General features: G+C 61.6%; 22 protein-coding genes and 1 riboswitch. Of the genes, 13 read left to right on the plus strand and 9 right to left on the minus strand.

Annotated elements, in window-relative coordinates:
* Positions 1-306 precede the first annotated feature (306 nt).
* Genes FJ548_RS27225 through FJ548_RS27235 form a run of 3 tightly spaced genes read left to right on the plus strand, consistent with a single transcriptional unit; the run spans position 307 to position 3060 of the window.
* A complete protein-coding gene (locus FJ548_RS27225; protein WP_140690811.1) occupies positions 307-873 on the plus strand; it encodes a sigma-70 family RNA polymerase sigma factor in 567 nt (188 codons plus the stop codon).
* On the plus strand, positions 870-1538 hold the full coding sequence (locus FJ548_RS27230) for an anti-sigma factor (RefSeq protein ID WP_140606709.1): 669 nt from the start codon (positions 870-872) through the stop codon (positions 1536-1538). The genes FJ548_RS27225 and FJ548_RS27230 overlap by 4 nt, the downstream gene beginning before the upstream one ends.
* The gene (locus FJ548_RS27235) at positions 1528-3060 is read left to right on the plus strand and encodes a S8 family serine peptidase (RefSeq protein WP_246678786.1); all 1533 of its coding nucleotides are present in this window, start codon (positions 1528-1530) and stop codon (positions 3058-3060) included. The genes FJ548_RS27230 and FJ548_RS27235 overlap by 11 nt, the downstream gene beginning before the upstream one ends.
* Before the next feature lie 23 nt (positions 3061-3083).
* On the opposite strand, the gene FJ548_RS27240 is transcribed toward FJ548_RS27235, so the two are convergent.
* The 3 genes from FJ548_RS27240 to FJ548_RS27250 all read right to left on the minus strand — a co-directional run bounded on the left by FJ548_RS27240 (position 3084) and on the right by FJ548_RS27250 (position 5982).
* A complete protein-coding gene (locus tag FJ548_RS27240; protein ID WP_140779519.1) occupies positions 3084-3713 on the minus strand; it encodes an MAE_28990/MAE_18760 family HEPN-like nuclease in 630 nt (209 codons plus the stop codon).
* A complete protein-coding gene (locus tag FJ548_RS27245; RefSeq protein ID WP_210242706.1) occupies positions 3706-4725 on the minus strand; it encodes a DUF262 domain-containing protein in 1020 nt (339 codons plus the stop codon). The genes FJ548_RS27240 and FJ548_RS27245 overlap by 8 nt, the downstream gene beginning before the upstream one ends.
* A gap of 234 nt (positions 4726-4959) precedes the next feature.
* Positions 4960-5982 (minus strand): substrate-binding domain-containing protein, encoded by a 1023-nt coding sequence (locus FJ548_RS27250; protein ID WP_140779520.1) that lies wholly within the window; start codon positions 5980-5982, stop codon positions 4960-4962.
* Between the two features lie 360 nt (positions 5983-6342).
* Here FJ548_RS27250 and FJ548_RS27255 point away from each other — a divergent pair, with 360 nt between their 5' ends.
* The 5 genes from FJ548_RS27255 to ugpC all read left to right on the plus strand — a co-directional run bounded on the left by FJ548_RS27255 (position 6343) and on the right by ugpC (position 12850).
* A complete protein-coding gene (locus tag FJ548_RS27255; protein WP_140606705.1) occupies positions 6343-7698 on the plus strand; it encodes an ABC transporter substrate-binding protein in 1356 nt (451 codons plus the stop codon).
* Between the two features lie 176 nt (positions 7699-7874).
* Entirely contained in the window at positions 7875-8888 is a 1014-nt protein-coding gene (locus tag FJ548_RS27260; RefSeq protein ID WP_140779521.1) for a sugar ABC transporter permease, read from the plus strand.
* A 1-nt stretch (position 8889) separates the two neighbouring features.
* A complete protein-coding gene (locus FJ548_RS27265) occupies positions 8890-10044 on the plus strand; it encodes a carbohydrate ABC transporter permease (protein ID WP_140606703.1) in 1155 nt (384 codons plus the stop codon).
* A gap of 4 nt (positions 10045-10048) precedes the next feature.
* Positions 10049-11713, plus strand: a complete 1665-nt coding sequence (locus tag FJ548_RS27270) for an alpha-glucosidase family protein (RefSeq protein ID WP_140606702.1) — start codon at positions 10049-10051, stop codon at positions 11711-11713.
* Positions 11714-11737: 24 nt separating this feature from the next.
* Entirely contained in the window at positions 11738-12850 is a 1113-nt protein-coding gene (gene ugpC / locus FJ548_RS27275; protein WP_140606701.1) for a sn-glycerol-3-phosphate ABC transporter ATP-binding protein UgpC, read from the plus strand.
* 71 nt (positions 12851-12921) lie between these two features.
* Here the strand turns inward: ugpC and FJ548_RS27280 are convergent, their stop codons facing one another.
* The 3 genes from FJ548_RS27280 to FJ548_RS27290 form a co-directional block, all read right to left on the minus strand.
* Positions 12922-13161 (minus strand): DUF680 domain-containing protein, encoded by a 240-nt coding sequence (locus tag FJ548_RS27280; RefSeq protein WP_140606700.1) that lies wholly within the window; start codon positions 13159-13161, stop codon positions 12922-12924.
* A gap of 61 nt (positions 13162-13222) precedes the next feature.
* Positions 13223-13429: a DUF680 domain-containing protein gene (locus tag FJ548_RS27285; protein WP_140606699.1), complete on the minus strand. Its 207-nt coding sequence runs from the start codon at positions 13427-13429 to the stop codon at positions 13223-13225.
* 72 nt (positions 13430-13501) lie between these two features.
* Positions 13502-13699, minus strand: a complete 198-nt coding sequence (locus FJ548_RS27290; RefSeq protein WP_140606698.1) for a DUF680 domain-containing protein — start codon at positions 13697-13699, stop codon at positions 13502-13504.
* Positions 13700-14191: 492 nt separating this feature from the next.
* A riboswitch (cobalamin riboswitch) is annotated at positions 14192-14393 on the plus strand.
* A 151-nt stretch (positions 14394-14544) separates the two neighbouring features.
* Here FJ548_RS27290 and FJ548_RS27295 point away from each other — a divergent pair.
* The 3 genes from FJ548_RS27295 to FJ548_RS27305 all read left to right on the plus strand — a co-directional run bounded on the left by FJ548_RS27295 (position 14545) and on the right by FJ548_RS27305 (position 18960).
* Positions 14545-15792, plus strand: coding sequence for an aromatic ring-hydroxylating dioxygenase subunit alpha (locus FJ548_RS27295; RefSeq protein WP_140606697.1), 1248 nt, complete (start codon positions 14545-14547; stop codon positions 15790-15792).
* 20 nt (positions 15793-15812) lie between these two features.
* The gene (locus FJ548_RS27300) at positions 15813-16913 is read left to right on the plus strand and encodes a hybrid-cluster NAD(P)-dependent oxidoreductase (protein ID WP_140606696.1); all 1101 of its coding nucleotides are present in this window, start codon (positions 15813-15815) and stop codon (positions 16911-16913) included.
* A gap of 412 nt (positions 16914-17325) precedes the next feature.
* Positions 17326-18960, plus strand: coding sequence for a hypothetical protein (locus FJ548_RS27305; RefSeq protein WP_140606695.1), 1635 nt, complete (start codon positions 17326-17328; stop codon positions 18958-18960).
* Here FJ548_RS27305 and FJ548_RS27310 read toward each other — a convergent pair.
* From FJ548_RS27310 to FJ548_RS27320, 3 genes are all read right to left on the minus strand, one after another.
* Positions 18923-19540 carry an alpha-ketoglutarate-dependent dioxygenase AlkB gene (locus FJ548_RS27310; RefSeq protein WP_140606694.1) on the minus strand — a complete coding sequence of 206 codons (618 nt, stop codon included), beginning with the start codon at positions 19538-19540 and terminating at the stop codon, positions 18923-18925. The two genes, FJ548_RS27305 and FJ548_RS27310, sit on opposite strands and share 38 nt — an antisense overlap.
* Before the next feature lie 99 nt (positions 19541-19639).
* The gene (gene arfB, locus FJ548_RS27315; protein ID WP_140606693.1) at positions 19640-20077 is read right to left on the minus strand and encodes an alternative ribosome rescue aminoacyl-tRNA hydrolase ArfB; all 438 of its coding nucleotides are present in this window, start codon (positions 20075-20077) and stop codon (positions 19640-19642) included.
* Positions 20078-20174: 97 nt separating this feature from the next.
* Positions 20175-21800 (minus strand): phosphoenolpyruvate carboxykinase, encoded by a 1626-nt coding sequence (locus tag FJ548_RS27320; protein WP_140779531.1) that lies wholly within the window; start codon positions 21798-21800, stop codon positions 20175-20177.
* A 337-nt stretch (positions 21801-22137) separates the two neighbouring features.
* Between FJ548_RS27320 and FJ548_RS27325 the strand changes: the two genes are divergently transcribed.
* Both FJ548_RS27325 and FJ548_RS27330 read left to right on the plus strand, forming a co-directional pair.
* Positions 22138-22839 carry a response regulator transcription factor gene (locus FJ548_RS27325; RefSeq protein ID WP_010912942.1) on the plus strand — a complete coding sequence of 234 codons (702 nt, stop codon included), beginning with the start codon at positions 22138-22140 and terminating at the stop codon, positions 22837-22839.
* 130 nt (positions 22840-22969) lie between these two features.
* The gene (locus FJ548_RS27330; protein WP_140606692.1) at positions 22970-24754 is read left to right on the plus strand and encodes a sensor histidine kinase; all 1785 of its coding nucleotides are present in this window, start codon (positions 22970-22972) and stop codon (positions 24752-24754) included.
* The last annotated feature ends 7 nt before the right edge of the window (positions 24755-24761 follow it).

Here is a 24761-nt window from a genome sequence, read left to right on the forward strand (position 1 = left end):
CCCTTCAAGCCCCATCTGCCGCCCGGCCAATACGTCCCTTGACACCCCTCCGAAGCAGATGTGTGCGCACGCTAGCCCCATTCCGGGTAGGGGTGAGGGGCAGCGTAAACGTCGAATATGATCACTCCAACGCTCGTGCTGCCCCTCATCCGCCTGCCGGCACCTTCTCCCCGTGGAACGGGGAGAAGGGATACTCTGGCAACCTTCCCGCTCTTCGGTTAGCCTCCGCGAATTCCTTGGCGGAGGATGAACCTTTTTGGGCTGTTCAGCGACAGAGCAGGCAGGAGCCAGGCGGCTCGACCGGCCATGACGGCGGCGACGGAGACCGATCGCGCGCTTGTCGACCGGGTCGCGAAGGGCGACCGGGCCGCCGTGCGGCTCCTGTTCATGCGTCACCACGCGCGGATCTACCGCTTCGTGGCGCGCCAGACGGGATCGGAGATGATGGCTGACGATATCGCGAACGAAGTGTTCCTTGAATTGTGGCGCCAGGCGCCGGGTTTCGAAGGACGCTCCGAAGTCTCGACGTGGCTGCTCGGCATCGCCCGGTTCAAGGCGCTGTCGCTGCTGCGCAAGAAGAAGGAAGACTGGATCGACGATGAGGCCGCAGCCGCGGTGCCCGACAGTGCCGACACGCCGGAAGTCGTCACCATGAAGGAAGACAAGGCCGCCGCCTTGCGGCGTTTCATCGACGCCTTGCCCGAAGAACACCGCACGGTGATCGACCTCGCCTATTTTCATGGACAGTCGGTGACCGAGATCGGCGAGGTGCTCGGCATCCCGGGGGCGACCGTCAAGACCCGGATGTTCTACGCCCGCAAGAAACTCGGCGAGGCCCTCAAGGCCGCCGGTTACGACAGGGGGTGGCCATGAGCGCCGCTGAAAAGATGTCGCGCCGCGACGAAATGGAAACGCTGCTGCCGTTCTATCTGAACGGCTCGCTGGAAGGGGCCGAACTGGAGGCCGTCGAGGAATGGCTGGCCAGCGATCCGGCCGCTCTTGCCGCCCTTGGCGAGGCCGAGGCCGAATTCTCGGGCACATCAGCCGCCAATGAAGCGATCCGCCCGCCCGCCGACGCGCTCAGCCGCTTCGCCAAGACGCTCGAGGCAGAGGCAGGACCGGCGCGGATGCCGGCCGGCTCGTCCTGGCTGGCGCAGGCCTGGGGCCGCTTCATGGCGGTGCCCGCCGGTGTCGCCTGGGCGGCGGCGGCGGTCCTGCTGGCGCTGATCGTGGTGCAGTCGCTGGTGCAGCCCGGCGGCAAAGGCAAGGATTTCGAGATTGCCGGCGCCGAGGACGATCTGGCGAAGATGCCGTTCGCGCTGGTCAAGTTCAAGCCGGATGCGAAGATGTCCGACGTTTCCAGCTTCCTCGGCGGCAAAGGGCTGAAGATCATCGGCGGACCGACCGCCGACGGCGTGTTCCGGCTCGCCATTCCCGCAGCCAACACGGCCGACTACACCAAGGAGCTCGGCCTTATTGCCGCCCAGCCTTTCACCGAGACTGTGATCGAGGGAAGGAAACCGGCTGATGGCGGCTGAGGCGGTCATTCGATTTGCGGCGATCCTGGAGCGGTTCACCGTTTCACCGAAACGTCGATCCGCTCCATCCGCTTTCCTTTTCGCAATTCCGGACGGAAAACCACTACGCACTTTTGCTGGAATTGCTTTGGCGGCGGCGGCGACAATCGCGGCCGTGCCTGCCTCGGCGCAGACCAGCGGGACCAATCCGGACGGCACGAAAATCGACTGTCGCAACGGGGCCAACGCGGCCGGTGCCGATTGCGCCAAGGACGGCAATGGCGCCAAGAACAGGGCCGGCGACGCGGGTCCTGGTCAGGCGGTCTTTCTTCCCGCCCTGATCGTCGATCTTTTTCCCAACCCTGCGCCGGTGCCGGCCCCACGGCCGCAGCCGGCGACGCCGCCGGCCAACAACCAGGCCGGTCCGCCGCCGAGCGGGCCGATCGTGTCGCCGACCGATCTCATCGCCGTTCAGCCGCCGCGCGCCGTCGCCGGTGACTTCGTGCCCGACGAGGTGCTGGTGACGGTCGATGGCGATGCCGGCGCCGTGCAGCAGATCGCCGCCTCCTTTGGCCTCGAAGTGCGCTCGCAGCGCCAGTCCCGGCTGCTCGGCACCACTCTGGTCCGCTTCGGCATTCCTGACGGCCGCCCCGTCGGCGTGGTATTGGCACAGCTTGCCGCCGACGGCCGCACGCAGCGGCGCGAACCCAACCACATCTACTCGCTGCAGCAGGCGGCCGGCATCATAAACTATGCCTTTGACCGCATCGCGCTCGATTCCAGACAGGCCAGCGGCGAGAACGTCCGTGTCGCGGTGATCGATACCGGCATCGACGACAGCAATCCTGCGCTGGCCGGCGTCATCGCCGCGCAATTCGATGCCATGCCCGATGTGCCGATCGAAAAGCGCGACCATGGCACCTCGGTCGACGGGCTGATCGCCGGTGTCGGCGCGCTGGAGGGCATGGCACCGGGCGCCCGCATCTATCACGCCCGCGCCTTCGAAGGCGGCAAGTCGACGATGGACGTCATCCTGTCAGCGCTCGACTGGGCTGCCGAGCAGAACGTCAGCATCATCAACATGAGCTTCGTCGGCCCGAAGAACGACCTGCTCGGCACCGCCTGCCGCAATGCGTGGGCGCTCGGCATGGTGCTGGTCGCCGCCGCCGGCAACAACGGGCCGAAAGCGCCCTATGGCTATCCGGCCGCCTTCGACGGCGTCATCGCGGTGACCGCTACCGACGCCAAGGACGCGCTGATGCCGCAGGCCAATCGCGGCGCCTACGTCTTCATCTCGGCGCCGGGCGTCGAGATGGTGGCGCCGAGCGGCGCCGGTTCGGACGTGGTTACCGGCACGTCATTTGCCGCCGCGATCGTCTCCGGCGCAATCGCCAACCTGATCCATGCCGCGCCCGACCGCTCGGCCGACAACATCGAGAAGGCGCTCGCCACGACTGCCAGGGATCTCGGCCCCAAGGGGCGCGACAACGACTTCGGCTATGGGCTGCTGGATATCAAGGGAGCTGAGGCGGCTAAGGAGTAGTGTGCTGCTTTTAGGAATCCCGGCTAAATCCTTGCCAGCATTGCGAACTGGAATCGGTCGGCAATTAGTATGAGTAGCGAAGACGTGAAATTGATGTGAGCCTCCACATCCATAGTTGTGAGGTCGGGAGAGTCTCCATGAGCGACCGCATGCCGCCAACCGACCAGTTCCTTGTCTAGTCGATTTCGGACCTTTTGCATTGTGGATAGATCGAAGTTGGGAAGGCCGTAGTTTTCAGACAGCCTCGCGAAGTCCAAATTGGAACGAGCTTCGACGATTTTGCCATCAACCGAGTCGAACCCACAGTCGATGCGGGCTTGCAGATTCTTGACGAAAGCCTGGCGCGAATCGAGCGAATGGTTTCTGTCTCGCATGCTTTCAAAATCCGCATGAAACGCGCTGACCAAAAGCATCCAGTCCTGGTCCCGAACCCTACCGCCTTTCTCAACTAAAAATTTCAGGTAAGCGCGCACACATTCATTGTAGAAACCCTCCCAATTGGCATAGGCGAGCACGACAACCGCCTTGGACGCAACGCCGTAGACATCATTGCCCGCGAGTCGGCCGAATGATCTCTTGACCTCGGAGAGTTCCTTCGCTCGTCGCACCCTTGCAGCGTCGATCTCATCAAAGAAGTCGTCCAGTTTAGGCATTCGGGCTGAACCATTGCTCCCCAAATGGAATGGTTCGTTGTAATCTTACGGTCCCGCGTAGCCCGGATGCGCTCATGTCAGCGACCTCCGGCCGTTGCCAGAAGCGCTGGATTCTTTCGGCAACAAACTGGTCTGGATGTCCATGATTCATAATTGCAACCTTGTTCCGACCGATCCCCACCGCAATGGCTTCAAGCGCCCGCAAAGAGAACCGATTGGCGATGCCTTCACCGGCATCTTGCGGCGGGATCAACGCTCCGTTGCCAAGCACTCTATGGAGGGTCTCCACTGTCCAAGTGATCGTTTGCATAACTTCTACGCGATCCTTCCCGGCCAATATGTCAACAATCGTAGCATCAAGGAATTCTTGCACGTCTAAGCTGCGGTCGTAGTCAGCAAACGTATGCACGATTAGCCGCACTATGTATTCCACATCACGTTGCGTGCCCTTTTGTTCATTGGTAATTTGGAAAATGCCCTTAACATCATCCCGCTGCGCGAATGTGCGTATCGCCTGAGTGAACTCGGCATTGGCCAAGACCATGGAACAAGTCCTAACCTCTTGCTCGTTGGCATAAGCACCGCCTCGGTTGAGGCGCTGAAAGAGATCGAACTTGGTCTTTGGATCGCTGGGATGCTTGAGAATCTGGAAATCCACTCGAGCTCTTCGGAAGAACAATTGCAATGCCTTATCGAGCGGCACCTCGTTATCTTCCTTATGCTCCCAAACCATCCCTTCAAGCGATGGCAAATACTTGGTCTTTTGAAGTTTGGATCGACGACTTTCACCGGAGTCGACATCCTTCAACACGCCCATGAACTCGAGGAGAGTGGAAATTCGCTGAAGGCCATCAATCAATTCCCACGTACCATCCTCATTTTCATACACAAACACCGGCGGCACCGGGATCCCGATTAATATTGACTCGACAAAATTAGATTTTCTCTCGTTAGTCCATCGAAACAATCTCTGAAAATCTGGTAGAATATTTAATTCTTTTGAAGTGTACACATTACCCCACTTCTCCGATTGTAATCTGAACAGTGTCTGTATTCACTGCACGCTTTGCGTCGTCAATTTCTTCTTTAAGCATTCGAGTCCCCACTATTCTTAGTCCAAGGGTCTTAGGCGAAAATTCCGAGAAAGGCGATAGTTGGCTGCAGGCTCAGAACGAGGGCGTTCAGGGCGATTTGCGGATCTGCAATAGGTTGCCCTCACTCATTCAAATGATTGACCTTTTGGCACCTAGACCGGCGCCCCGGCGACCGATCCCCTGACCACCAGGTCGACCGGCCAGATCTCGCCACGCGCGCCCTCTTCCAGCCCCGAGATCCGCGCCGCCAGCCGCTCGGCGACACGGGCGCCGGCGAGACGGATGGAGGAGCGCGTCGTCGACAGCGGAACGGAGAAATTTTCGGGTCTCAGCCAGGGAAAGACGTCGTCATGAGCGATCAGCGAGACGTCACCGGGAATGCTGAGGCCAAGGTCGCGCACCGCGCGCACGACGCCCAGCGCCATGATCAGGCTGGAGCAGGCGATCGCGGTGGGCGCGCCATCCTGTTCGAGCAGGCGCCTGGTGGCGCGATAGCCGTTCTCCTCGGTCATGGCGAGGGAGCAGACATGGCGGTCGCCCAGGGTCAACCCGCTCGCGGCGAGCGCGCGGCGCACGCCGCGCTCGCGGTGGATGGCGAAGGTCTCGCGGTCGTCGCCATTGATCAGCGCCAGCCGCCGGTGACCGAGTTGAACGAGCAGCCGCGCCGCCTCGTGGAAGGCGCCCTCATTGTCGATGTCGAGATAGGGATAGTCGAAACCGAAGCCTTCGCTGCGGCCATGGACGATGAACGGAATGCCGAGTGTGTTGACCAGCGCCACGCGCCGGTCGGCCGGCCGTGGCGAGGAAATGTAGACGGCGTCGACCTGCCGGTTGGCGACGATACGCCGGTAGGTCGTCTCCTGGTCGTCGGCGTCGGCCGGCGACAGTACGAGGTCGAGTTCGTGCGCGCGGGCATAGTCGCCGAGGCCGGAGAGAAATTCGACGAAATGCGGATCGATGTCGACGGCCGCACCCGTCGGCAGGACGTAGCCGATCATCCCCGACTTGCCGGTCGCCAGCCGGCGCGCGCTCGGGTTGGGGCGATAGCCATGCCGCTTGGCTGCGTCCATGACGCGCCTGCGCGTCTCCTCGTTGACCTCTGGATAGCCGTTCAGCGCACGGCTTACCGTGGTCTGCGAGAGCGCCAGCATATGCGCGAGTTGCTTGAGATTCACGAGAGGCCTCCTCGCCTCAAAGCGCTTTTAAATTGAATCGACCCAAGCACTGCAAGTGCGCGGCCGTGAGATGATAACCATAAGCGCGCGAGGCGTGAGTTTGAAACAAAAATTGCTGCTGCAGCGCCAGAAACTATGCTGCGGCGCACTTTTGGACTCCAAGCGGCCGAGATTAAATCGACTAGGCTGCCGCCCTCTTGACTTCCGGTCGATTCAATGGCGAGATCGAAGTAGCCAAAGCGCTTTGGAAGACTCTTCGAAAGGTTGCGGTTCCCTTGCGACTGAGTCACAGTCCTGCGGCGTCGGCGGGCGGAATGGAGGTTCCGTCCGGTGCATGTGACCCACTGGGAGGGAATACCGATGAAGAAAATGCTTTTGCTGGGTGTAGCGTTTGCCACGCTTGCCCTGAGCGCGCCCGCGCAGGCCGAACTGAAGTTCAAACCAGGCGAGGATCCGCGTTTTCACTGGGCGAATTACGAAGACCTCAAGAAGGTCGATCTCAAGGGTGAGACCCTGTCGATCTTCGGGCCATGGCGTGGCGAGGACGAGACGCTTGTCCGTTCGGTACTCGATTATTTCTCCGAGGCCACCGGCGCGGAGGTCAAATATTCCTCGTCCGAGAACTACGAGCAGCAGATCGTCATCGACACCCAGGCCGGCAGCCCGCCCAACATCGCCGTCCTGCCGCAGCCGGGCCTCATCCAGGACCTTGCTTCCAAGGGCGTGCTCACCCCGCTGGGCGACGACGTGGCCGCCTGGATCAAGGAGAACTACGCCGCAGGTGACTCCTGGGCCAAGCTCGGCACCTACACAGGCAAGGACGGCAAGTCCGGCTTCTACGCCTTTCCCTACAAGATCGACGTGAAGGGGCTGGTCTGGTACTCCCCCGACAATTTCCAGGAAGCCGGCTACAAGGTGCCTAAGACGCAGGAGGAACTCGCCGACCTCGAAAAGAAGATCATCGCCGATGGTGGCAAACCGTGGTGCATCGGGCTTGGCTCCGGCGGCGCCACCGGCTGGCCGGCGACCGATTGGGTCGAGGACATCATGCTGCGCACGCAGCCGCCGGAAGTCTACGACAAATGGGTGAAGAACGAGATCCCGTTCAACGATCCGGCTGTGGTCAACGCCATCGACATTTTCGGCAAGATCGCCACCGACGACAAGATGGTGGATGGCGGTGCCAAGGCCGTGGCCGCGACCGACTTCCGTGACAGCCCGAAGGGCCTCTTTACCGTACCGCCGAAGTGCTACATGCACCATCAGGCGTCGTTCATCCCTTCCTTCTTCCCGGAGGGCGTGAAGCTCGGCCAGGACGCGGACTTCTTCTACTATCCGCCTTTCGCCTCAAAGCCGGAACTGGGCACGCCGCTGGAAGTGGCCGGAACGCTGGTGATGATCACCAAGGATTCCAAGGCATCGCGCGAATTCATCAAGTTCCTGCAGATGCCGCTCGCGCATGAATTGTGGATGGCGCAGAAGAGCTTCGTCACCCCGTTCAAGGCGGCCAACAAGGACGCCTATGGCAGCGAGGCGCTTAAGAAGCAGGGCGAGATCCTGATCGGAGCGACGACGGTGCGGTTCGACGGCTCCGACCTCATGCCCGGCAAGATCGGTGCGGGCTCCTTCTGGACCGGCATGATCGACCTGGTCGGGGGCAAGTCCGCGCAGGACGTCGCCACCGATGTCCAGAAGAGCTGGGACGCAATCAAGTAGGCCGCTGCGACGCGACCTGAACCTTCCAGATCCTCCTGCTGGATCCGGGCTACGGCCCGGGTCCGACCGGCGCCGCACACCGGATGCCTTAGCGTTTCGATTGTTCCGAACAACTGAAAGTCGGTGCATCCGGTCGCCAGCACTGCCTGGCCGATCATGCGCAGGGAGAGGGACCCATGGCGACTCAGATCTTCTCGGCCATATTTGTCATCATCATCGGCGTCGGCGGCTGTGTCGCCTATTTCTGGGGCGCCAACAAACTGCTCGACCTGATATTCCCCTCGCGCGGGGTCTCCGGCACGGCTGCCGTCAACAATCTGCGCCGGCAGGGATTGGTGCGGCCCTGGCTGTTCGTCGGCCCGGCTCTGATCATCCTGACCATCTACCTGATTTATCCGGTGATCGCGACGCTGTGGCTCTCCGTCTTCGACCGTGGCGGCACCAGTTTCATAGGGCTTGCCAACTATGAATGGGCGTTGCGCGATCAGGATCTGCGAAACTCGATCCTGAACAACATCCTGTGGCTGGCGGTGGTGCCGGCGGCCTGCACCTTCCTTGGCCTGATCATCGCCGTGCTCACCGACAAGATCTGGTGGGGCACGATTGCCAAGAGCCTGATCTTCCTGCCGCTGGCCATCTCCTTCGTCGGCGCCAGCGTGATCTGGAAATTCATCTACGAATATCGTGGTGAAGGCCAGATCCAGATCGGCCTGCTTAACGCCGTCATCCAGCATTTCGGCGGCCAGCCGCAGGTGTGGATATCGCTGCCGTTCTGGAACAATTTCTTCCTGATGATCATCCTGATCTGGATCCAGACCGGCTTTGCCATGGTTATCCTGTCCTCGGCGCTGCGCGGCATTCCGGAAGAAACGCTGGAGGCCGCGGTCATCGACGGCGCCAACCCGTTCCAGATCTTCTGGAAGATCATGGTGCCGCAGATCTGGGGCACCATCGCGGTGGTGTGGACCACAATCACCATCCTGGTGCTGAAAGTGTTCGACATCGTGCTGACCATGACCAACGGCCAATGGAATAGCCAGGTGCTGGCCAATCTGATGTTCGACTGGATGTTCCGCGGCGGCGGCGATTTCGGCCGCGGTGCCACGATCGCCATCATCATCATGATCGCGGTCATTCCGATCATGATCTGGAACATCCGTCAGGCCAACAAAGAGACGGGAGGGCACTGAGATGGCCGTCACCACCGGAAAGTCCTTTGTCGGCCGTTTCGGCGTCCACATCGCGGTGCTCGTCTTCGTCGTGATCTGGACCATCCCCACGCTCGGTATCCTCGTCTCGTCGCTGCGCGACAAGGATCAGATCGTCGCCTCGGGCTGGTGGAATTCCTTTGCCAGTTCGAGCCAGACTGAGGCCGGACGATTGCCGGCCGCCTCGACGCAGACCCAGAAGGACGGCAAATACGTCATCGAAGGCAACATTTTCGGCGATGGCGCCAAGCGCGCGATCAGCGCCTTCGGTGTCAAGGCCGCCGCGCCGACACAGTATCCGGCCGGCACGCCAGCGGATCTCGGTGACGGCGTGACCCTGCAGGTCAACGCCGACGGCAGTTTCGTGCTTGCCTCGCCCAAGCCGTTCGAAGGCGATCGCGGCCAGCGTGTCTATTTCGCCTCCTCGGCTCCGCCGAAATTCACCACCGACAACTATCAGACCGTGCTGTTCTCGGAAGGCATCGGCCGCTCCTTCGTGAACTCGCTGACGGTCACCATCCCGGCGACGGTTATCCCGATCCTGATCGCGGCTTTCGCGGCCTATGCGCTGGCGTGGATGCGCTTTCCCGGCCGCGCGCTTTTGATCGCGGTCATCATCGGCCTGCTAGTAGTCCCCCTGCAGATGTCGCTCATTCCACTGCTCAGGCTCTATAATGGCGTCGGCACTTTCTTCGGCGTGCCGTCAAAGACCTATCTCGGCATCTGGCTGGCGCACACCGGATTCGGCCTGCCCTTCGCCATCTATTTGTTGCGCAGCTACATTGCCGGCCTGCCGCGCGAGATCATGGAATCGGCGCGCATCGACGGCGCCAGCGACTTCGAGATCTTCGTCAAGATCGTGCTGCCACTGTCTTTCCCAGTGCTTGCCTCCTTCGCCATCTTCCAATTCCTGTGGGTATGGAACGATCTCCTGGTGGCGATGGTTTTCCTCGGTACGGCGCCCGACCAGATCGTGCTGACGGCCAAGCTCAATGCGCTGCTCGGCTCACGCGGCGGCAATTGGGAGATCCTGACGACATCAGCCTTCATCACCATCATCGTGCCGCTGATCGTCTTCTTCTCCCTGCAGCGCTATTTCGTCCGCGGGCTGCTGGCCGGCTCGGTGAAAGGAGGTTGAGACAATGCAATCGGCTTTGAAGGCGACTTCGAGACCGGATCCCGCCATCGACCGTGACTGGTGGCGTGGCGCGGTCATCTATCAAATCTATCCGCGCTCCTACCAGGACTCCGACGGCGACGGCATCGGCGACCTGAAAGGCATAGTACGGCGCCTGCCCTACATCGCCGCGCTTGGCGCGGACGCCATCTGGATCTCGCCCTTCTTCAAATCGCCGATGAAGGATTTCGGCTACGACGTGTCGGACTATTGCGACGTCGACCCGATGTTCGGCACGCTTGCCGATTTCGATGCGCTGGTTGCGGAATCGCACCGGCTGGGCCTCAAGGTGATGATCGACGAAGTGCTGTCGCACACCGCCGACATCCATCCGTGGTTCAAGGAGAGCCGGTCGAGCCGCACCAATCCCAAGGCGGACTGGTATGTCTGGGCGGATGCCAGACCCGACGGCACGCCACCCAACAACTGGCTGTCGATCTTCGGCGGATCGGCCTGGCAGTGGGACACCAGCCGCCAGCAATATTACATGCACAATTTTCTCGCCGAGCAGCCGGACCTCAACTTCCACAACCATGAGGTCCAGGACGCGCTGCTCGACGTCACCCGTTTCTGGCTGGGGCGCGGCGTCGACGGCTTCCGGCTCGACACCATCAATTTCTATTTCCACAGCCAGGGGCTGGAAAACAATCCGCCGCTGCCGCCCGAGGAGCGAAACGACCAGACCGCGCCGGCGGTCAATCCCTACAATTACCAGGACCATATCTACGACAAGAGCCGCCCGGAGAACCTTGGTTTCCTCGAGCGTTTCCGCGCGCTGCTCGACGAATATCCGGCAACCGCCGCGGTCGGCGAGGTCGGCGATTCGCAGCGCGGGCTGGACGTGGTCGCGGCCTACACCGCCGGCGGCAAGCGCGTGCACATGTGCTATTCCTTCGACTTCCTGGCGCCGGAGAAGATCAGCGCCGCCAAGGTCCGCTCGGTATTGGAAGCCTTCGGCAAGGTCGCCAGCGACGGCTGGTCGTGCTGGGCGTTTTCCAACCATGACGTGATGCGCCCGGCCTCGCGCTGGGCCGCCAACGAGGCCGACCCGGTCGCCTATCTCAAGGTCATTTCGGCATTGCTGATGTCGCTGCGCGGCTCGGTCTGCATCTATCAGGGCGAAGAACTCGGGCTCGGCGAGGCCGACCTGCGCTTCGAGGACCTGCAGGATCCCTATGGCATCCGCTTCTGGCCGGAATTCAAGGGCCGGGATGGCTGCCGCACGCCCATGGTGTGGGACGGCAGCGCCAAGAATGGCGGCTTCTCCCAGGCAAAGCCATGGTTGCCGGTGCCGGCCAAGCATCTGTCGCAGGCGGTCAATGTACAGCAGGGTGACGAGACGTCACTGCTCGAGCACTACCGGCGCTTTCTCGCCTTCCGCCGCGCCCATCCGGCGCTGGCCAAGGGCGATATCAATTTCATCGAAAGCCAGGGCGACACCGTCGCCTTCACGCGCCGGGCAGGCAATGAGCAGATCGTCTGTGTCTTCAATCTGGGCGCCAAGCCGGCCGAGGTTGACCTTGGCGACCGATCGCTGCAACCTTTGCCGGGACACGGATTTTCGGAGAAGGCAGACACAGGCACCGTCCGCCTCGGCGGCTACGGCGCCTGGTTCGGGCGCATAGACTGAATTTCAAATCACCGGGAGAAAATCATGGCCGATGTCACGCTGCGACAAGTGAAGAAGTCCTACGGCAATCTCAACATTCTCCACGGCATCGACCTCGACATCAAATCGGGCGAGTTCATCGTCTTCGTCGGCCCGTCGGGCTGCGGCAAGTCGACCTTGCTGCGGTCCATCGCCGGGCTCGAGGAGATCACCTCAGGCGAACTCAGGATCGACGGCGAGGTTGTCAACGACGTGCCGCCGTCGAAGCGGGGCATCGCCATGGTGTTCCAGTCCTACGCCCTCTATCCGCACATGACCGTCTACGACAACATGGCCTTCTCGATGAAGATCGGCAAGGAAAGCAAGGCCGAGATCGACAAGCGCGTGCGCCAGGCGGCGGAAATCCTGCAGCTGACCAAGTATCTCGACCGTCTGCCCAAGGCGATGTCGGGCGGTCAGCGTCAGCGCGTCGCCATCGGCCGCGCCATCGTGCGCAATCCGAAAGTGTTCCTGTTCGATGAGCCGCTGTCGAACCTTGACGCCGCGCTGCGTGTCGCCACGCGTATCGAGATCGCCAAGCTCAAGGAATCGATGCCCAACACGACCATGATCTACGTCACCCACGACCAGGTCGAGGCGATGACGCTGGCCGACCGTATCGTGGTGCTGAAGGAGGGCCATATCGAGCAGGTCGGAACACCGATGGAACTCTACAAGAGGCCCGGCAATCTGTTCGTCGCCCAGTTCATCGGCTCGCCGGCCATGAACATCCTGCCGGCGACCGTCGACAGGACCGGCAGCCCGACCGTGATCAGTCATGTCGGCGGACGCAAGGCGACGGTGCCGATCGCGACACCGGCTTCGGCGAAGGGCGCGGCGGTAAGCTTCGGCGTGCGCCCGGAAGATCTCGCGATCGCCAGCGGCACGGACTATCTGTTCGAAGGGACGGTCGACTATATCGAACAACTCGGCGAGGTCCAGCTGGTCTATGTCGACATCGGCAGGACCGACCTGCCCCTGGTGACCAAGCTGCCTGGCAATGTCGAGGTCAAGCGCGGCTCGACGCTGCGGCTGACCGCCGATGCCGGCGACCTTCATATCTTCGACGCGGACGGCCGCTCCTTCGCGCTTCACGAGGTAGAGGCAAAGGCGGCCTGAAACAGGGTTCTGGTGATAAAAAAGAGCCGCAGGCATCGGCCCGCGGCTCTTTTTGTATTCCACATCGGCTATTAACGGCCGAAGAGATTCCGGTCGCTGCCCTGTGGGGCGGACTTCTGTGCGTCACCCGAGGAATTGAGCAGCTTGTAGACAGGCGATCCTTCATTGCGGATCGAGCCGGTATGCGAAGTGTCGACATTGGCGGTCGTCGCCTGCTTGTTGATGTCGGTGCCGCCAACATTGTCGTTGGCCGCATAGGCGCTGCCGGCGGCAATCAGAAGAGCGGCGGCGGTAAGAACAATCTTTTTCATTTCGGGTACTCCGGTATTCGCGAATCCAAGCGGCGGGCAAGCCCGCCGGTTGTCGTTGATATTAGTTGTTGCCGAACAGGTTGCGGTCGGCACCGTGCGTAGGCGTCTGAGCCGCCGGTTCGGACTTCTTGATCGAAGCGGTGTATGAGTTGTCGGTCGACGTGGCGGCCGGCTGGCTAGCGCCATTCGAACCATAATTGTCACTGCCGGCGAAAGCGCTGCCGGAAATGGCCAGAACGGCGACGGCAGCAAGAGCGATCTTCTTCATTTCAAGTCTCCTGAATTCTTCGAATGTCGCCAGGACGGCAGGCCAAACCCGCCGCCTGCTGGAGATCGGCTGTTAGTTGTTGCCGAAGAGGTTGCGGTCAGCACCGTGGGTGGGCGTCTGAGCAGCCGGTTCCGACTTCTTGATCGAAGCGGTGTAAGAGCTGTCGGCAGCAGTGGCCGCGGGGCCATTCGCACCATAGTGATCGCTACCAGCGAAGGCGCTGCCGGAAATGGCCAGAAGGGCGGCGGCAGTGAGAACAATCTTTTTCATTTTGGGTACTCCAGCATTTTTCCGTCCGTCTAGCGGCGTGTCTTGGGATTGAAATCGCGTCGTTCGGACGACCCCGATGTGGGAGAGCCAGCTAGCCGTTTCCAATCACGAAGATGTTCAACGTGGACCATGAATCCACTACTTGAAATTGTACCAAGATCTTCCACGTGCGATTTTTCCGTTGCAATATCAACGCGTTAATTAAAGTCGGTGTCGTCATCACCGACTCTATCGGAGGCTCGGCGTTCACACCGTCCTGCACGCACCGTCAACAGAAACGAACCGTTCGGTTCGATTTTAGAATCTGCTAATAGTCACTTTTCGAAACCGTTAACCCTTTTTGCTTCCACTCCGGGCCGATTCCGACGCCCGGCGCGGCCGTCACCGCGATGATTTTCGCTGTCGCTGCTCGTGACCAGATCGTTGCGCATGGGTGTCGCGCCACATGGATGCAATGTCGCTTTCATGCCGATGTCGCAAGCGCTGTCGTGATTAGATCATGTCATCTCAGGTGCCGCTTCGTGACGACGGGGCGGAGAATTGGGAAGCCGGTCAAAGTCCGGCGCTGCCCCCGCGACGGTGGTGGAGTTCAAGTCGCAACGGGAGACCACTGGGCGCAAGCCTGGGAAGGTGTCGCGACCGTCCGCAAGGACACTCCAGAGCCCGGAAACCAGCCAGAGATCGTAGAACTCGACTGATCGCGGTGGGCGGTCAAGAGGCGGATGCCGCATGCCCGGCGCTTGCCGGCATGCAGCCTTGTCCTTCCTCTCATCCCCTCCGGTTCAGTCATTAGAGCGACGCGCGTCCGTTTGGACGGGCCGATGCGATGAATGCGAGGACAGGACATGGATGCGCGCAACGATATGCTGAGGCTCTTGAACAGCCGCAGAGAGGGCTTTTCGCTGGAACAGCCCTTCTACACCGACCCGGACTACTTCAAGCTCGACATGGAGCTGATCTGGTATCGCGACTGGCTGTTCATCGGCCATGATTGCGAATTGCCGAAGCCGGGAAGCTTCATCACCGTGCAGATCGGCGACTATCCGGTCGTGCTGGTGCGCGACCAGCAGGGCAAGATCAATGCCTTCCACAACTCCTGCCGCCATCGCGGCAGCCGCGTCTGCAACACCGACAAGGGCTTGGCGGCCAAACTGGTCTGCCCGTATCACCAGTGGACCTACGAGCTCGACGGCCGCCTGCTGTTCGCCCGCCAGATGGCCGACGGTTTCGACAAAGGCCAGTTCGGCCTGAAGCCGGTCGCCTGCGAGAGCGTGGCCGGCTACGTCTTCATCTGCCTGGCCAGGGAGCCCGCCGACTTCGCACCGATGCGGGCGATGATCGAACCCTATCTCAAGCCGCACCGGCTGAGCGAAGCAAAGATCGCTTTCCAGAGCACCATCGTCGAGAAGGGCAACTGGAAGCTGGTCTGGGAAAACAACCGCGAGTGCTATCATTGCGCCGGCAGCCATCCGGAGCTTTGCAAGACCTTCCCGGAGGCGCCGACCGTGACCGGTGTACAGGGCGCCGACAGCGATCCTGAGATGATCGCGCACTGGGCGAAATGCGAGGCCGTTGGCCTGCCGAGCAAATTCCGCATCGATCCGGCCGGGCAATATCGCGCCACCCGCGCGCCGCTGCTGCGCGACGCGGTCAGCTACACGATGAGCGGCAAGCGGGCGGTGAAGAAGAACCTCTCCGACAGCGTCTCGGCCGACCGCATCGGCACCCTGATGCACTATCACTATCCGACCACCTGGAACCACATCCTGATCGATCACGCCGTTACCTTCCGCGTGCTGCCGATCAGTGCCACGGAAACGGCGGTAACGACGAAATGGCTGGTGCACAAGGATGCGGTCGAGGGCGTCGATTACGATCTCGCCGAACTCACCCATGTGTGGACCGAGACCAACGATCAGGATCGCCGTATCGTCGAGGAAAACGCCTTCGGCATCCTGTCGCCGGCCTACGAACCAGGCCCGTATTCGGAGCTGCATGAGGGTGGCGTCATCCAGTTCGTCGACTGGTATGCGCGTTTCATTGGTCCGCGCCTCGCCGAGGATGGTCGACCAGCGCTCCGCAGTGTCGCCTGAGAGGCCAAAGGATGAACGCGATGACTGATCTTGGCCTTTACCGCCATCTCGACCAGATGGCGCCCTGGAACGACCGGCTCCAGGTGCTGGAAGTGATTGGGGTCAGCGACGAGTCTCCTGACGTCAAGACCTTCACCTTCCGCTCCGACAACCAGACCTGGTTCCGCTACAAGCCGGGCCAGTTCGTGACGCTGGAACTGCCGACAGATGACGGGCCGCTGATGCGCACCTATACATTGTCATCGTCGCCATCGAGGCCGTTCTCGATCGCGGTGACGGTGAAGGCACAGGCCGGCAGCATTGGTACGCGCTGGATGTTCGATCATCTGGTGCCTGGCTCACACGTCAAGGCCTACGGGCCGGCCGGCGACTTCTCGCTGCACAGCCATCCGGCAGCCAAATATCTGTTCATCTCGGCAGGCTCGGGCGTGACGCCGATGATGTCGATGCTGCGCTGGCTGAACGACTGCGCGCCATGGACCGATGTCAGCTTCGTCAACTGCGCGCGCCGACCCGAAGAGATCATCTTCCGCAAGGAACTCGAACTGCTCGGCGGCCATATGCCCGGCCTGTCGCTCGGCTTCATGATCGAGGAGCGCTCAAGCCGTGAGGGCTGGTACGGCCATATGGGCCGTATCGACGCCATAAGGCTGCCGCTGCTGGCGCCCGATTTTCGCGAACGCGAGATCTTCTGCTGCGGTCCGGATCCTTTCATGCGGGCCGTGCGCGGCATGCTGGAAGCCGCCGGCTTCGACATGACGAAATACCACCAGGAGAGCTTCGCCGCGCCGGTGGTGGAGGAAATCCCGGCGCCGTTCGCAGCGCCCGCACAGGACGGCGCCCCTGTTCCCGCCGAAGCCGCGACAGCGATTCGCTTCGCGCTTTCGGACGTCGATGCCGAATGTGTCGCCGGCCAGACCGTGCTGCAGACGGCGCGCGCCTCGGGCGTGCGGATACCCGCGGCCTGCGAATTCGGCCTGTGTGGAACCTGCAAGGTCAAGAAGGTCTTCGGCGATGTCGAAATGAGCCACAATGGCGGCATCCTCGATCACGAGATCGATGACGGCTTCATCCTGGCCTGTTGCTCCAGGCCGCTGTCGGCGTTGGAAATCGAGGCATAATCGGTTCAAGGCCTCAACCGATCCGGGAAACAGTCGGTGCCTTGCCGGCCCTGGTTGCCTGCGACGCGGTGCCACCGAAAATCCGGCTGAACCGCGCAGACTGTAATGGCGCGATTAACCGCACTTTAGGCAATCCCGGCTAGCTTTCGGTGTCAGTTCCAGTGGCGGGAGCAGCCGGTGATCGATGTCAGCACTGCCGCTGGGCGAGCGGCGCGAGCACCGGTCGTGCCCATTTCGACGCTGCTCGACACAGTGGGCGCGCACGCACGATCGGCTTCTGCTTCCGACCATATTGGCTTGTATTCCTCAGAACCGGATCAACTGCCACCCTTGGCACTGAGGCCGGCACAGCTGTGTTCCCGTCCATGATTTCGTCATTCTGCGTAAAAGTCATCTTTGTTGGGGCGGTCCGATGAGCATGGGAAATGTAAGAAACATCAGTACTGCGACTGGCTTTGCGTCCGCGGTTGGAAGCTTGTCGCCGGTATGGCTTGTTGCGACCGTAGTGGTGTTCTCTTTTTTTATGCCGTGGACCGCCGGCGACAATACCGACGTCAGCTGGCTCATCGTTATCTGCGAAAAGGTTCTGGATGGTCAGAGGCTCTATGTCGACATTCTGGAAACCAATCCGCCTTTCTCCGTGGCCCTCTATATTGGGCCGGTATGGCTGTCCCACAGGCTCGGCATCTCGCCGGAATCCGCAATCGAGTGCTTCATCTATCTGATCTTCTTCGTTTCGATTGCGCTGTCGGCTGTCGTCATCGAGCGAAGTCGAATCTTCGTCGATCTGAAGACGCAATGGATCTATCCCGCATTAGCGGTTTTGCTTCTCATCATGCCTGGGAATGTTTTCGGCCAGCGCGAGCATATCGGTACGATGCTGTTCATGCCGATGCTGTTCCTGATGATGTGGCGGATCGACAACCGCGCAGATGCGCCGGTTCCTCTTGGCCTTGCCGCAGCGGTTGGCTTGGCTGGAAGCGTACTGCTTCTGGTCAAACCACATTGGGCAACTGGTATCATACTGCCCTATTTCTACATCGCTTGGCGCAAACGCTCGCTGACGGCGTGCCTGACGGCTGAAAACGTCGTCATCTTCACGGTTTGCACTGCCTATCTCGTCAGTGTGTATGTATGGTTTCCCGAGTTTTTCGGCACTTTCCTGCAATTGCTGATGCGCTACTATGTCAGCTTGCGAGCCAACATCAACATTTTCGCGGCATTGCCGACTTTCGCCGTCTTCGTCGTTTTCGTGGTTTTCCAGATGCGCAAATCTGTCTGGCGAGACGGCGTTGCGCTGGCGGTGGCGAGTGCCGCCGGCTTTTTTGTGTCCATGCTGTACCTCGGGAAATACTGGCCCAATCACCAGTATCCCTACCAGGCTACGATGCTGGTCGCGATGCTGCTGGCGGTGGCATCACGATGGCGAATAGCGGTTGGCCTCGCAAACCCACAGGCCGCCTCTGAGATCGCCAGTGTCAGGCTCCATGCGGCAGCCGCGCTGGCCGTGGTCGCCGCACTTTCGGTGACGCATCACCAGTTCTACCAGCTGCCTGAGAAAGGTCTGGTCGATGCCATCAACAGCCGTTACGCCTCGCCATCGATCGTTCAGGTCAGTTCCGACCTTTCCGTCGGCAATCCGCTGACGAGAATGGCCAATGGTCGCTGGCTGTCGGCCTATGCCCATGATTGGCTTGGCACCTATGCGCTTTGGGGTTTGATGCGGGGTAAGTATCAAGGCGAAGACGAGCGCATCGCGCGGCAAGACCTTGATAATTATACTCGCTACGTCAATTCCCTGATCCGTGACAACAGGCCCGATATCATCCTGATGGACCGGATGAACAAGAAAAAGTCGACGTGGTCGCTCACGGCGGACTTTCCGCCAATTTGGATCGTGTGGATGCGTCGGAATGCGGATTTCCAAACCCTGATGGACGACTACGTGGAAATCGCGACTGGGGACTACATTGAAGTCTATGCGCGGCGCTCGGATGCCCGCAACTCGCTCACTGAGCTTTCGTCACCCGGCGCAGCGTCAGATTGATCCTGCCGCCGTTTTTGAGCAAAGCCGAGGTTGAAGGATAGATGCGGTCGACGCCGTGGAAGGCGAGGCGGCCCTCGCCGCCAAGCACGACGACGTCGCCGCTCTTCAGCCTGAACGATTTGGTGGCGCCGTCGCGTGTCGTCTGGCCGACCCTGAACAGGCAGTCGTCACCCAGCGAGACGGAGACGACGGGGGCGGAGAAATCGACCTCGTCGCGATCCTGGTGCAAACCCATCTTGGCTTCGGCCGTGTAGAAATTGATGAGGCAGGCCTGCGGCGGATGCGGATAGCCCGACACCTGCTGCCAGAGATCGAGCAAGCCTTCGGGGATCGGCGGCCATGGCTCTCCGGTCACCGGATGCATCGGCTGGTACCGATAGCCCCCTTCCTTGTCGGTGACCCAGCCGAGCGGGCCGCAATTGGTCATGCGCACGCTCATCTCCTTGCCGGTGCGCGGCATGGCCGGCACGAACAGCGGCGCCTGCTGGACGATGCGCCTGACATCCTCGACCAGCGCCTCCTGGGCGATGCGCGGCAGATAGGCCGGCATGTGGCGGACGCCCTTGGGCAGAACGAGCATGGGTTGCCTCGCATGGCGATGGTTGATCGCCGCAACATGCCACTCTCAAACGCGAACGGCGACCCGAAAGCGTCAAACAACGCGACCTTGGTGTGGTGCTTAATCGTTCTCCACCCGGCCGCGCAGTTTCTTGATCGTGCCGCGTCCGGCCTTGCTCTTCAGCCGCCGCTCGACCGCGCCTTTCGAGGGCCGCGTCTTCTTGCGCGGCGGCGGCGGCGGTTCCGCCGCTTTGGCGACCAGCGCCGTAAGCCTTGCCCTTGCATCCGCCCGGTTCTGCTCCTGCGTGCGGAAGCGCCCGGCCTCGATGACGATGACGCCGTCCTTGGTGGCGCGCTGGCCGGCGAGCTTGATTGTCCGCGCGCGCACGCGTTCCGATAGCCCCGCTGCGTTGGCCGCGTCGAAGCGCAGTTGCACCGCCGTCGCCACCTTGTTGACGTTCTGGCCGCCCGGACCGGACGAGCGGATGAAATCCTCGTGCAAGTCGCCCGGGTGGATCACGGCTTCGTCCGATATGATGATGTTGTCGTCGGTCGGCATGCCGCAGTCATGGCGCGGCGGACCGAAAAAGAAAAGGCCCGATCGAAACCGGGCCTTCAATGGTGCCGAGCGGCAATGATGCTCAGCGATTCGGCGGTTACTCCGCCGCTTCCTGCATGCGGGGCGCTGCCCCCATGACGGTTGCATCGACGTGCTGCTCGAATTTCTCGAAATTGATGGCGAACATGCCGACCAGCCTTGCCGCCTGCCGGTCATAGGCTGCCTTGTCCGCCCAGGTCGCCCGGGGGTCCAGAATCATCGGATCGAGAATGGCGCTGTCGACGCCAGGCACGGCTACCGGCACCTCGAAGCCGAAATTGGCGTCGGTGCGGAACACGCCTGTCTTCAGCGAGCCGTCGAGTGCCGCGGCAAGCAGGGCGCGCGTCGCCTTGATCGGCATACGCGTGCCGGTGCCGTAGGCGCCGCCGGTCCAGCCGGTGTTGACCAGCCAGCAATCGGCGCCGTGGCGGGCGATGAGCTCCCGCAGCAGATTGCCGTATTCCGAGGGATGGCGTGGCATGAAGGGTGCGCCGAAGCAGGTCGAGAACGTCGCCTCGGGCTCGGTCACACCCTTTTCGGTGCCGGCGACCTTGGCCGTATAGCCGGAGAGGAAATGGTACATCGCCTGCGCCGGGGTCAGCCGCGCGATCGGCGGCAGCACGCCGAAAGCGTCAGCGGTCAGCATGATGATGTTTCTGGGATGACTGGCGCGCCCGGTCTTCGAGGCGTTGGGGATGAAGTCGAGCGGGTAGGCGCAACGGGTGTTTTCGGTGAGCCGGCCGTCGTTGAAGTCCGGCACGGCTTCGGCATCGAGCACGACATTTTCCAGCACCGTGCCAAAGCGCTGCGTGGTGGCGAAGATCTCCGGCTCGGCTTCCGCCGACAGCTTGATCGTCTTGGCGTAGCAGCCGCCTTCGAAGTTGAAGATGCCGTGCGGACCCCAGCCATGCTCGTCGTCGCCGATCAGCGTACGCGACGGGTCGGCCGACAGCGTCGTCTTGCCGGTGCCCGACAGGCCGAAGAAGATGGCGGCATCGCCGGCGGGGCCCTCATTGGCCGAGCAGTGCATCGGCATCACGCCGTTTTCCGGCAGCAAGTAGTTGAGCATGGTGAACACCGACTTCTTCATCTCGCCGGCATAGGACGTGCCGCCGATCAGCACGATCTTGCGGGTGAGATCGACCGCGATCACAGTTTCGGTGCGGCTGCCGTGGCGAGCAGGGTCGGCGCGGAAGGACGGCAGGTCGATGATCGTCATCTCGGGTACGAACTGCTCGAGTTCGGCGCTGTCCGGGCGGATGAGCAGATTGCGGATGAACAGCGAGTGCCAGGCGAATTCGGTGATCACGCGGGTGGGCAGCTTCAGCTCCGTATCAGCGCCGCCGACCAGGTCCTGCACGTAGAGGTCCTTGTCCGCGGCATGGGCGCGGAAATCGGCGAGCAGCGCGTCGAACTGGGCCGGCGCAATCGCCTTGTTGTTGTCCCACCAGACATGCGGTTCGGTGGCGCTGTCGCGGACGACGAACTTGTCCTTGGGCGAGCGGCCGGTGTGCTGCCCGGTTTCGGCGACCAGTGCGCCATGGGCGGTCAGCCGGGCCTCGTTGCGCCTGATCGATTCCTCATAAAGGGCGGCCGCGCCGAAATTGTAGCGCACCACGCCGGAGGTTTTGAGACCGATACGATCGATCGCACAGGCAGGATTGCGTTGGCCGACTTCCGACATTGATGACCCTTCTTCGAGTTGCCGCATCTTGCTGAAGTATTCCAGCATGCCCGCTGTCCGGGCAAGATGGAAAACCAGAAAAGCCAAATGATATCAAATCATTAATCGATTTAAAAAATTTGAAAGTTGTTTAAATCGTTTATATGTGCAAAAAGTTTCGTGGTTGCCCAAAGGATTGGCCGTGTTCGTTCGTCCAATCCCTGTCGAGGTAGGATTGTGGCCGCCGGCCGCCGCCCGTGACAGCGGACAAGGCCTATGCCACATTTTGTACCTAATTTGTCCTGCAAAAGCCCCTTCTCTGCGAAAGAAGGGACAGCTCATGAGGGAGCCGCTTGAAATGGCAACAATCGCGCTTGTCGATGACGACCGCAACATTCTGACGTCGGTGTCGATCGCCCTCGAATCCGAGGGGTATCGCGTCGAGACCTACACGGATGGTGCGTCCGCGCTGGAAGGCCTGGCGGCGCGACCGCCGAATCTTGCCATCCTCGACATCAAGATGCCGCGCATGGACGGCATGGAGCTTCTGCGCCGGATGCGCCAGAAATCCGACCTGCCGGTGATCTTCCTGACCTCCAAGGACGACGAGATCGATGAATTGTTCGGCCTCAAGATGGGCGCCGACGACTTCATCCGCAAACCGTTCTCGCAGCGCCTGCTGGTCGAGCGGGTGCGCGCCGTGCTGCGCCGCGCCAGTGCCCGCGAGGCTGCGGCAAAGGCGCCTAGCCAGCAGGCCCGCTCGCTCGAGCGCGGCCAGCTCGTCATGGACCAGGAACGCCACACCTGCACCTGGAAGGGCGAGCCGGTGACGCTCACCGTCACCGAATTCCTGATCCTGCATTCGCTGGCGCAGCGTCCCGGTGTCGTAAAAAGCCGTGATGCGCTGATGGATTCGGCCTATGATGAGCAGGTCTATGTCGACGACCGCACCATCGACAGCCACATCAAGCGGCTGCGCAAGAAGTTCAAGGCCGTCGACGACGACTTCGAAATGATCGAGACCCTTTACGGAGTCGGATACCGGTTCCGCGAAGCGTGAATAGGCGGTAGGCAGTAGGAAATAGCCGGTAGTCAGTTTCGAATGGTGCGAGCGGTCACGCGATCCCAGGCATCCATTTCTCCAATCCCTGCTGTCTACCCACCACTTGCTAAGCAGGATCTGCTATTCGATGGCAGTTGAAGCACAACGAAGCAGACCGACGGGCGCCACCAGGCGGCCGTCGCGTATCATGCCGTCCTTCGTTTCGAGGATCACGGTGCCGATGCGCCGCTTCCTCGGCCATCACATCTTTTCCAGCCTGACGCGGCGCATCCTCTTCCTCAACCTCGCCGGACTGGCTGTTCTCGTCACCGGCATCCTTTACCTCAACACCTTCCGCGACGGGCTGATCGACGCCCGTGTCGAAAGCCTGATGACGCAGGGCGAGATCATCGCCGGCGCGATCGCGGCGTCGGCGACCGTCGAGACGGATTCGATCAGCATCGATCCGGAAAAGCTGCTTGAGCTGCAGGCCGGCGAAAGCCTGGGGCCGGGCTCGGACCAGCTCGACAACCTCGACTTCCCGATCAATCCCGAGCGCGTCGCCCCGGTGCTGCGCCGGTTGATCTCGCCGACCCGCACCCGCGCCCGCATCTATGACCGCGACGCCAACCTGCTGCTGGATTCGCGCCACCTCTATTCGCGCGGCCAGATCCTGCGCTACGACCTGCCGCCGGTCGACGAGGAAGAGCCTGACCTTGTCGAGCGCATCCAGAAATTCATCTTCGACTTCTTCCGCAACACCGATCTGCCCGTTTACCACGAACAACCGGGCGGCAATGGCGCCGCGTACCCGGAAGTGATCAAGGCGCTGACCGGCAGCCCCTCGACCATCGTGCGCGTCAGCGAACAGGGCGAGCAGATCGTATCGGTGGCCGTTCCGATCCAGCGCTTCCGCGCCGTACTCGGCGTGCTGATGCTGTCGACCGAGGGCGGCGACATCGACAAGATCGTCGCCGCCGAACGCAAGGCGATCCTGCGTGTCTTTGGCATTGCGGCGCTGGTCACCGCCATCCTGTCAATGCTTCTGGCCTCGACCATCGCCAACCCGCTGCGGCGGCTGTCGGCGGCGGCGGTGCGGGTGCGGCGCGGCGTCAAGAGCCGCGAGGAGATCCCGGATTTTTCCGACCGACAGGACGAGATCGGCAACCTTTCGGTCGCGGTGCGCGACATGACCAACGCGCTCTATGCGCGTATCGAGGCGATCGAGAGCTTCGCCGCCGATGTTTCACATGAGTTGAAGAACCCGCTGACCTCGCTGCGCAGTGCGGTGGAAACACTGCCCTTGGCGAAAAATGATACTTCACGCGCGCGGCTGATGGAGATCATCCAACACGACGTCAAACGGTTGGATCGCCTCATCACCGACATTTCCGACGCCTCCCGCCTCGACGCCGAGCTGGCGCGCGACGACGCCGGAACCGTGGACCTGAAGAAATTCGTCACCGACCTCGTCGCCGTGTCGCGCGAGACCACCCGAAACAAGAAGGCTGTCGAGATCGAACTTCGGGTCGCCAAGCTGCCGCAGGGCGTCAAAGGCTATTTCGTCGTCGGCCATGACCTGCGCATCGGCCAGGTCATCACCAACCTGATCGAGAATGCGCGCTCCTTCGTTCCCGAGGACCATGGCCACATCATCCTGTCGCTGGCGCGCGCTGGCAAGTTCAACATCCTGACCGTCGACGACAACGGTCCCGGCATCCGCGCCGACAACATCGACCGCATCTTCGAGCGCTTCTATACCGACCGGCCGGCCGGCGAGGCGTTCGGCCAGAATTCGGGCCTCGGCCTGTCCATATCCAGGCAGATCGTCGAGGCGCATGGTGGCACGCTGACCGCCGAGAACATCCCCGGCACCAAGCCCGGCGAGATCAAGGGCGCGCGCTTCGTCGTGACGCTGCCGGCCGAAGCGTGACGCCGAT

This window comes from Mesorhizobium sp. B2-4-17, from assembly GCF_006441275.1.
Lineage (GTDB): Bacteria > Pseudomonadota > Alphaproteobacteria > Rhizobiales > Rhizobiaceae > Mesorhizobium.

Bases quoted from the DNA above. Each gene is read 5' to 3' on its own strand.
- FJ548_RS27255 (WP_140606705.1), top strand. From the start codon at position 6,343: ATGAAGAAAATGCTTTTGCTGGGTGTAGCGTTTGCCACGCTTGCCCTG.
- ugpC (WP_140606701.1), top strand. From the start codon at position 11,738: ATGGCCGATGTCACGCTGCGACAAGTGAAGAAGTCCTACGGCAATCTC.
- FJ548_RS27295 (WP_140606697.1), top strand. From the start codon at position 14,545: ATGGATGCGCGCAACGATATGCTGAGGCTCTTGAACAGCCGCAGAGAG.
- FJ548_RS27240 (WP_140779519.1), bottom strand. From the start codon at position 3,713: ATGCCTAAACTGGACGACTTCTTTGATGAGATCGACGCTGCAAGGGTG.
- FJ548_RS27260 (WP_140779521.1), top strand. From the start codon at position 7,875: ATGGCGACTCAGATCTTCTCGGCCATATTTGTCATCATCATCGGCGTC.
- FJ548_RS27230 (WP_140606709.1), top strand. From the start codon at position 870: ATGAGCGCCGCTGAAAAGATGTCGCGCCGCGACGAAATGGAAACGCTG.
- FJ548_RS27225 (WP_140690811.1), top strand. From the start codon at position 307: ATGACGGCGGCGACGGAGACCGATCGCGCGCTTGTCGACCGGGTCGCG.
- FJ548_RS27285 (WP_140606699.1), bottom strand. From the start codon at position 13,429: ATGAAGAAGATCGCTCTTGCTGCCGTCGCCGTTCTGGCCATTTCCGGC.
- FJ548_RS27235 (WP_246678786.1), top strand. From the start codon at position 1,528: ATGGCGGCTGAGGCGGTCATTCGATTTGCGGCGATCCTGGAGCGGTTC.
- FJ548_RS27305 (WP_140606695.1), top strand. From the start codon at position 17,326: ATGAGCATGGGAAATGTAAGAAACATCAGTACTGCGACTGGCTTTGCG.
- FJ548_RS27280 (WP_140606700.1), bottom strand. From the start codon at position 13,161: ATGAAAAAGATTGTTCTTACCGCCGCCGCTCTTCTGATTGCCGCCGGC.
- FJ548_RS27320 (WP_140779531.1), bottom strand. From the start codon at position 21,800: ATGTCGGAAGTCGGCCAACGCAATCCTGCCTGTGCGATCGATCGTATC.
- arfB (WP_140606693.1), bottom strand. From the start codon at position 20,077: ATGCCGACCGACGACAACATCATCATATCGGACGAAGCCGTGATCCAC.
- FJ548_RS27330 (WP_140606692.1), top strand. From the start codon at position 22,970: ATGGCAGTTGAAGCACAACGAAGCAGACCGACGGGCGCCACCAGGCGG.
- FJ548_RS27290 (WP_140606698.1), bottom strand. From the start codon at position 13,699: ATGAAAAAGATTGTTCTCACTGCCGCCGCCCTTCTGGCCATTTCCGGC.
- FJ548_RS27325 (WP_010912942.1), top strand. From the start codon at position 22,138: ATGGCAACAATCGCGCTTGTCGATGACGACCGCAACATTCTGACGTCG.
- FJ548_RS27300 (WP_140606696.1), top strand. From the start codon at position 15,813: ATGACTGATCTTGGCCTTTACCGCCATCTCGACCAGATGGCGCCCTGG.
- FJ548_RS27270 (WP_140606702.1), top strand. From the start codon at position 10,049: ATGCAATCGGCTTTGAAGGCGACTTCGAGACCGGATCCCGCCATCGAC.
- FJ548_RS27265 (WP_140606703.1), top strand. From the start codon at position 8,890: ATGGCCGTCACCACCGGAAAGTCCTTTGTCGGCCGTTTCGGCGTCCAC.
- FJ548_RS27310 (WP_140606694.1), bottom strand. From the start codon at position 19,540: ATGCTCGTTCTGCCCAAGGGCGTCCGCCACATGCCGGCCTATCTGCCG.